The sequence below is a fragment of the Companilactobacillus halodurans genome, assembly GCF_009600985.1.
Lineage (GTDB): Bacteria > Bacillota > Bacilli > Lactobacillales > Lactobacillaceae > Companilactobacillus > Companilactobacillus halodurans.
The window spans coordinates 1-2,547 of sequence record NZ_VDFP01000066.1 but is presented as its reverse complement, the minus strand read 5'-3'; the positions used below and the strand labels follow the sequence as shown (position 1 = coordinate 2,547).

Annotated in this window: 3 protein-coding genes; 2 read left to right on the top strand and 1 reads right to left on the bottom strand. The window is 33.9% G+C overall.

Features of this window, described 5'->3' with window-relative positions:
* Nucleotides 1-917 (top strand): substrate-binding domain-containing protein (locus tag FHL06_RS12375; RefSeq protein WP_153386880.1); only part of this gene is annotated, 917 nt, incomplete at its 5' end.
* 175 nt (nucleotides 918-1,092) lie between these two features.
* Here the strand turns inward: FHL06_RS12375 and FHL06_RS12370 are convergent.
* On the bottom strand, nucleotides 1,093-1,644 hold the full coding sequence (locus FHL06_RS12370) for a TetR/AcrR family transcriptional regulator (RefSeq protein ID WP_120141702.1): 552 nt from the start codon (nucleotides 1,642-1,644) through the stop codon (nucleotides 1,093-1,095).
* A gap of 181 nt (nucleotides 1,645-1,825) precedes the next feature.
* On the opposite strand from FHL06_RS12370, the gene FHL06_RS12365 reads away from it, so the two are divergent.
* Nucleotides 1,826-2,547, top strand: a 722-nt coding sequence (locus tag FHL06_RS12365) for a PD-(D/E)XK nuclease family protein (RefSeq protein WP_192917983.1), incomplete at its 3' end; no start/stop codon positions are given.

Sequence of the window (2,547 nt, the reverse complement as noted above, 5' to 3'; positions counted from 1 at the left end):
ACGCCAATGTAAAGGAAGAAACCAGAAAACGTGTTTTGGAAGTAATTGATCGCTTAAATTATCGTCCTAATGCGGTTGCACGTGGATTGGCAAGTAAGAAGAGTACAACTATTGGTGTAATCTTACCAGATATTACTAATTTGTATTTTGCATCATTGGCAAAGGGTATTGACGATGTTGCCTCAATGTACAAGTACAATATTATCTTAACTAGTTTACAAGAATCAGTTGGCGATGAAGAACAAATCTTGAATAATTTGTTATCAAAGCAAGTTGATGGTTTGATTTACATGGGTAAGCAATTATCTAAGAAATTAAAACGTATCTTAGCAAACTCAAAAACACCAATCGTTTTGGCCGGTTCGGTTGATAAGAATAATGAAAGTGCCAGTGTAAATATTGATTTTACTGATGCTGTTGCTAGTGTTGTTGGTCAATTAACACAAAATGGACATAAGAAGATTGCCTTTGTAGGTGGCAGTTTGGAAAATCCAATTGACGGTAAATTTAGATTAGATGGATACAAGAAGGCTTTGAAAAAAGCTCACTTGAACTTTTCATCTAACTTAGTTTTTGAAGCTGAATATTCTGTTCGTGCCGGCGAAGCTATCTGGGATGCAGTTCACAGTAGTGGTGCTACAGCCGCTTATGTAACTGATGACTTATTAGCTTCAGGAATTTTAAATTCCGCAGTTAAAGCTGGAGTGAAGATTCCCGATGAATTCGAAATGGTTACAAGTAATGATACAATTCTTTGTGAAGTAACTCGTCCTAAGATGAGTTCGATCGAAGAACCATTGTACGATATCGGTGCTGTTGCTATGCGTCTTTTGACAAAGATGATGAATCAAGAACAAATTGATGACAATACAATTAAGTTGCCATACAGCATTGTAAAACGTGGTTCAACTAAATAATTAGCAAGAGTATGACAAAGATGTTCAACGTTTGAGCGTCTATAATAAAGAAGACTCGTAATCAAAAACTGGGTTCTTTCTTAATTTTGGTTATAGAATAGAAAATAAAAAAGGCTAGGTATCTCTTCTGGGTATAAATCCAGAAAAATATCTAGCCTTTTGCTTATGTTCCATTTTAAATTGAATATTTGCGCAAGGCTTTTTTAAAATCACCCTGTACTAAAACGCTGATTTGATCAACGATGTTGCGAGGATCTTCTTTCATATCGTTACGAACCCATTCAAAAATGATGGAAATGAAGGCCAAACTGTAAAAATGTGCAATGAAGTTTTTATGACTTTGATCGACATTGAGACCGTTAGCTTGCTCCTCGACAATTTGGATAATGTATTTGTAAATAACTTCGTAAATATACTTGTGCATAACATCTCGATAAACAGAGAGGTAGACGTTTTTAGCTAATTTTTGATTGTTTTGAATCAATATCATAATTTGATAGAAAGCTTCTTGCCAATTATCATAGTCGGCATTTTTCAAAACATCGTCAGCTACTTGGCTAGAGGAATATTCAACGAGGGCGTAAATATCTGAAAAATGATTGTAGAAAGTTTGACGCGTTAGGTGACATTCACTGACGACATCTTTGATAGTGATTTTATCGATGTTTTTGTGATGTAATACCGCGCATAAAGATTCCTTCAAGATATTTTTTGTATCATTTGTCATAAAGATGAATTCCCCTTCAAAAAATAATCAATGTTTTATATTATAGCATGTGTTTTGTTAGTTAAATCTGGTGTCTCCAAGAGTAAGAGAAAATATATTTTAGTTATTATGGGTGGTTTAGTTAAAGACAAAAACGAACACATGTTTTACAATATTATTTAGTAATTTATGGAGGTAATTTATGACGACTAAAATTGGGATTCGCCAGTTGGTAGAGTTTGTTTTGCGTAGCGGTGATTTAAATGAAACAAAGAATAGTCAAAATACAGCTCTAAATGGTGCTCGAATCCATCGTCGTCTGCAAAAGTCTCGTTCTAAAGATAAGGATTATGAAAGTGAAGTATATCTAAAGACGAATGTAACTATGAATGATACGGAATATGTTATTTCAGGTCGTGCTGATGGAATAACTTCAATTTCCGATAAAATAATTATTGAAGAAATAAAAACTTCTGATCAACCATTTGATGAACTTAGTGATAATACTTTGGAATTGTACTGGGGTCAGGTAAAGGTTTATGGGTATATTATTTTAAAGGAACATCCAGAATTAAAACATGTAACGTTACAGTTAACTTATTTTCAAGTTAGTAATGAAGAAGTAACTACTGAAGAGAAAGTGTTAGGTCGAAATGAACTGACTGATTTTTTTCAGCAGTTGATTGATGAATATGAGTATTGGTTAGTTTTAAGGGCTAATTTACGTAAGACACGAAATGATTCCATAAAAAAACTCGATTTTCCTTTTCCAAAATTTCGGACAGGGCAGCATGAGTTGGCAGCTGCTGTCTATAAGACAATCGTCTATCAGAAACGATTATTTGTCGAAGCCCCAACTGGAACTGGTAAGACTATTTCAACCTTATTTCCAGCTATAAAAGCAATGGGTGAAGAAAAAGTTCA